The organism is Bacteroidales bacterium (genome assembly GCA_035353855.1).
Lineage (GTDB): Bacteria > Bacteroidota > Bacteroidia > Bacteroidales > CG2-30-32-10 > DAOQAK01.
This window is the reverse complement of sequence record DAOQAK010000089.1, coordinates 1-4,219: the sequence shown is the minus strand read 5'-3', so window position 1 is coordinate 4,219 and position 4,219 is coordinate 1. Positions and strand designations below refer to the sequence as shown.

Below are 4,219 nucleotides of genomic sequence, written 5' to 3'. Positions count from 1 at the left end.
AAAGTGTCAAACCTTTTATGCAAATTTATTTCAGCTATTTAGGGGGCTAGTACAGATAACCTGATACATATATATGCCTGGAGAATAATCTTCATGGTTGATATTAACTTTATTATTAAAGAATATTTTCTTTATCTGTCTTCCATAAATATCAAAAATTATCAAGGTTGAATTCCTTGATTCACCAAGTGTTTCGATAAACGAAGTTTCAGTTACCGGGTTAGGGAATATTGTATTTGCTTTTGCAGATATTGTATTTTCAACAATTGAAGTTGTAATAACTACAGGATATCCGGCAGTTTTCCACGAAGTAAGACCACCAAGCATATTATATACTTCCACATAATGTTTCTTTATCATAGTATCGCAGGCTTTAGCGCTTCGTGTACCAGAACCGCAATAAACAAGATACATTTTGTTATGATTCATTGTATCTGTAGTTGCGCTAAAAATAGCGGTACTATAGTAATCAAGGTTAATTGCATTTTCAATGTGCCCGCCTGAATTATTAAATTCAGCAGCTGTTCTAACATCAAGTATTACAAAATTCGGATTGCTTGTATTTGCTGTAATAAGCGAATCGGTTTGCTGAACAGTAAGGTTTTTATGAATCGTATCTATTTTTTAAATATCCTGACTGAAAAGAACAGTAGAAGTTAAAGCGAATAAAGTAAAAAATATTTTCTTCATAGAAAGTGGTTTAAAATTTACAAAACGAAAATAAAAATATTTAAAACATTTTTTTTTCAAGACGAATATTTTTTTCTAAGGTTGCTTTATCCTTACGAAATTAATGGAAACTTAATTTACCAATTTTAAAAAACTTTGAGGGATAGGCGATTCAAATTTCAGGTTCTCATTTGTAACCGGATGTTTTAATGCAAGACTCATTGCATGAAGTCCCATGCGTTTAATGGGGTTTTGAGTGGAACCGTATTTTTTATCACCAACAATGCTATGCTTTAAATCCTGCATGTGTACGCGTATCTGGTTTTTTCTTCCTGTATCAATCTTTACTTCCAGTAAACTATAATTGTCATTTTTCTTGATAACATTATAATGAGTGATGGCTTTTTGTCCTCCATTATCAAATTGGTATGAATACATAATTAATGCAGAGCTTTCTTTAAGCCATGAAATGTGGGTGCCTTCATCATTTTCCATTTTCCCTTCAACCAGTACGGCGTATTTTCTTTCAACAATATTCTGTTTCCAGTTTCGCTGAATTAATTCCTGTATCTTTTCGCTTTTTGCAAAAATCATAATGCCTGAAGCGTCTTTATCCAGGCGATGCAGAATATATACACGATTATTTCTATCGGCGATTCTAACATGCTCCAATAAAATAAAATATGCTGTTTCCTGTCTTTCTTTTTCTGTAGCAATTGATAATAATCCCGGTTCTTTTTCAATAACGATGATATCATCATCTTCAAAAATAATTTTTAATCCTTTGTATTTAACGATTTCTGCAACTTTTCCAAAATTGATTTTTACTTTATCTTCCGTGTTTAGTAAATGATTAAATTGAGAAATAATTTGACCATTAACAGAAACCTGCCTGTGAGATAAATAAGATTTTATTGTGGTACGGCTTTTATCGGGCATTTTAGCAATAAGAAACTTCATTAATTCTGATTGCTCCATTACAGTAAAGAAAATTTCTTTTTGCTTCGAATCCTTTATATTACTTTTCTTGTTTGTATTTTGTAACATCGATATTTTATTTTAAACTTAATTTATTTGTATGTAAAACAGTAAAGAAAAAATATTAAAATCGTAAAAATTTTATTGACAGTTTTTGTTAACGCTTAAAACATAGTTGTTAATAATGTCAATCTCCTTAGCCGTTTCGGAACCGGCAAAGCCTTTAATGTCATCATACGAAATCAGTTTTTTGTAATCCAGCAACAAAGCAGAAGAAACAGGGTAGAACGACCAATGCCATTTTTCTTCTTCGTAGCCTGTAGTTCGAAGCGAATCTTTTTCAGTGTATGGTTGACAAAATCCAAACTTATAAGCATTATTTTTCAACCATTCATAAACTTTTTTCCCGCTGCCGGTTTCAAATGTTGAGAGTAATGTGCTGTTAATGTCGATGTCGGTTCCCCAGTGATGGCGGGATGTTCCTGGCATCGAGCTATATTTTAAAATATATTTTGAACGTTGAACAGGGTCGGTAAATTCTTTCACCAAATTTTTCCCATTACATAAAATATTGCCTTTCCATTTTCCTTCCCATATGCTTTTCTGATTAATAAAATTACGTGTAGACGAAACTATCAGAAGAGAAATTCCATCTTTTTTTGCCGAATCATACATTATCTTATAAGCCTTATATACATCTTTTCTTAAGTACATGTCGGGTGAATTGGTATAAGGTTTTGAGATCAAAGCGAACATTGTATCTTTAGAAGGTTTGAAATGTCCGAGTAAATAAATACGTTTTATAGAATCAGCTTTGCGTAAAGAATCTTTATTAATTATTTTTTTTGGAATAGCAGGAACATTTACTTGTATTGTTTTTTCTTCATCGGTATATGTTTTTGCTGCAAACAGAATTATCACAGCAATAAATATAATTACAAGTACGGGTATTAATTTTTTATAATTCATTTTGATTTTTTTCTATTTAAAACTTTTTCAACTGCAGAACAAATTTGATTTGCTGTCATTCCATATTTTTCCATTAGTTCAGAAGGTTTACCACTTTCACCAAAAGAATCATTCATCCCGATAAATTCAATTGGAACAGGAAAATGTTTTGCCAACACTTCGGCAATTGCGCTTCCGAAACCACCGTAAACCTGGTGTTCTTCAGCAGTTACGATTGCTTTTGTTTTTTGCGCGCATGAAATAATTAAATCTTTATCTATTGGTTTAATGGTGTGAATATTTACAACCTGAACACTGATTCCTTTTTTTTCTAAAGTGATTGCTGCTTGTAGTGCTTCCCACGTCATGTGGCCTGTAGCGAAAATTGTAACATCGGTACCTTCGCGAAGAATTTGTCCTTTGCCAATTTCAAAATTTTGTTTTGCATCAGTGAAATCGGGCATAGCTTCACGTCCGTAGCGAATGTAAACAGGACCTTTGATTTTTGTCAGAGCAGCGATAGTTGCAAGTTTTGTTTGAGTTGCATCGCATGGTGATAGAACAGTCATATTTGGTAGTACACGCATCATGGCAATATCTTCCAATGCCTGATGTGTAGCGCCATCGGGACCTACACTGATTCCGGCATGAGCACCACCAATTATTACATGCAGATTATTATAGCAAACAGAAACTCTTATCTGGTCAGTAGTGCGTAATGCAGAAAAAACAGCATAAGTGCTGAACACCGGTATTTTTCCGGCCATAGCAAGACCGACAGCAGCACCAACACAATTTTGTTCTGCGATACCGAGGGAAAAAAAACGTTCAGGAAATTTTTCCGCAAAAGCATTTACTTTTACTGAAGCTGTAATGTCGGCACCAAGAGCAACTATATTTGAATTGATTTCAGCAGCTTTAAGTAAGCCTTCGCCGAAACCGCTGCCGGTAGGTTTATTGCCTTTGTTGATAAAATCGGTCATAAGGATTTTTTACAAAAATAAAAAAAGGAACTGTATATAAGTTCCTTTTAGATAATTAAATTATAGAGGGTGAAAATTGTTTATGTCGAAATTAAAATTAGAATTTTTTTCCATGAAAATGTTTTTTATACATAATCGGGCGGCCTAAAGGCCGCCCGATTCTTTCAGTTTGTTATTCTTTTTTCTTTTCCGTATCCAATTTATCTTTTACATCTTTCGATTGCTTTTCCAATTCGTTTACCTGGGTTTCCAAATCATCTAAAGCTTTTTTCTTTTTTTGATAATCGACATCGGTGATTTCTTTATTTTTCTTTTTCAATTCAAGCTTTTCGCGGGCTTGTTTAATTTTATCACGGGTTGCTACATTGTTTTGGTCGGTTACAGAGATGTTGTCTTCCGATTCTGTGACAAAATCATTTTTTGATTTTGCTTCTTCAGCGCGGTGTTGACCAAAATCTTTTCCCTGCAAATCACCTTTATTCTGACCATAATGATTACCCTGATTTTCCTTTTCTTTTTCCTTATCTTTATTGTTGTCTTTTTCTTTGTCCTTATCTTTATTATTATCGTTTTCTTTTACCTTATCTTGTCTTACCCCCCTAAATAGCTGGACAAAATTAAAAAAATAATTTTGTAACGTA

General features: G+C 33.1%; 5 protein-coding genes. All 5 read right to left on the bottom strand.

From position 1 onward, the window contains the following. Positions 1-30: 30 nt before the first annotated feature. Positions 31-573, bottom strand: coding sequence for a rhodanese-like domain-containing protein (locus PKK00_15000; GenBank protein ID HNW99713.1), 543 nt, complete (start codon positions 571-573; stop codon positions 31-33). 228 nt (positions 574-801) lie between these two features. Beyond that, positions 802-1,716, bottom strand: a complete 915-nt coding sequence (locus PKK00_14995) for an RluA family pseudouridine synthase (protein ID HNW99712.1) — start codon at positions 1,714-1,716, stop codon at positions 802-804. A gap of 72 nt (positions 1,717-1,788) precedes the next feature. Beyond that, on the bottom strand, positions 1,789-2,616 hold the full coding sequence (locus PKK00_14990) for a M15 family metallopeptidase (protein HNW99711.1): 828 nt from the start codon (positions 2,614-2,616) through the stop codon (positions 1,789-1,791). Next, positions 2,613-3,578 carry a transketolase C-terminal domain-containing protein gene (locus PKK00_14985; protein ID HNW99710.1) on the bottom strand — a complete coding sequence of 322 codons (966 nt, stop codon included), beginning with the start codon at positions 3,576-3,578 and terminating at the stop codon, positions 2,613-2,615. The genes PKK00_14990 and PKK00_14985 overlap by 4 nt, the downstream gene beginning before the upstream one ends. A gap of 172 nt (positions 3,579-3,750) precedes the next feature. Then, positions 3,751-4,219: hypothetical protein (locus PKK00_14980; GenBank protein ID HNW99709.1), on the bottom strand; the 469-nt coding region annotated here is incomplete at its 5' end.

Coding starts and splice junctions, on each gene's coding strand:
- PKK00_14995 (HNW99712.1), bottom strand. CDS start 1,716: ATGTTACAAAATACAAACAAGAAAAGTAATATAAAGGATTCGAAGCAA.
- PKK00_14990 (HNW99711.1), bottom strand. CDS start 2,616: ATGAATTATAAAAAATTAATACCCGTACTTGTAATTATATTTATTGCT.
- PKK00_14985 (HNW99710.1), bottom strand. CDS start 3,578: ATGACCGATTTTATCAACAAAGGCAATAAACCTACCGGCAGCGGTTTC.